Consider the following 578-nt stretch of genomic DNA (forward strand, 5'->3'; position numbering starts at 1 on the left):
TTGAGTGCAAAAAGTGTTTAAGTATCAATTTTGAGTGATAACACCGGTTACATGAGAATCGATTAGCGACCCCAGTTTGCTTGTGCTAAGGCAGTAGCGGTGATTGCCAACCGGCGACCCTGTGCGATACCTAGATCACGCTCGTCTGCTGATACTGGCTGATCATGGGCGGCCCCGCTAACATGACTGGCACCATAAGGTGTACCGCCGCGGTGGGTGCGATTCAGAGCAGGCTCAGCATAAGGAACGCCCACAATCATCATACCGTGATGCATCAATGGTAACATCATCGTCAGCAGTGTGGTCTCTTGTCCACCATGCATAGAGCCTGTCGCTGTAAATACGGACGCTGGCTTATTTTGTAAGTTCCCTGCTAGCCAAAGCGTCACAGTATTGTCCCAAAAATACTTCATGGGCGCGGCCATATTGCCAAAATGCGTCGGGCTACCCAGTGCCAGACCGCTACAGTCTTTTAGATCATCCATCGTACAATACAAATCACCTTCATCCGGTATCGCAGGCTTGCTCGATGTGGTCTCAGGGGCCACCGTCGGGACAGTACGAATACGGGCTGTCAT

The 578-nt window shown here is 51.2% G+C and carries 1 protein-coding gene; it reads right to left on the reverse strand.

Translation table 11 applies throughout. From position 1 onward, the window contains the following. Nucleotides 1-62: 62 nt before the first annotated feature. A partial coding sequence (locus tag ACS8FC_RS19465) for an NAD(P)H-dependent oxidoreductase (protein WP_439297999.1) occupies nt 63-578 on the reverse strand: 516 nt, incomplete at its 5' end.

The organism is Psychrobacter sp. 1Y4 (assembly GCF_051847555.1).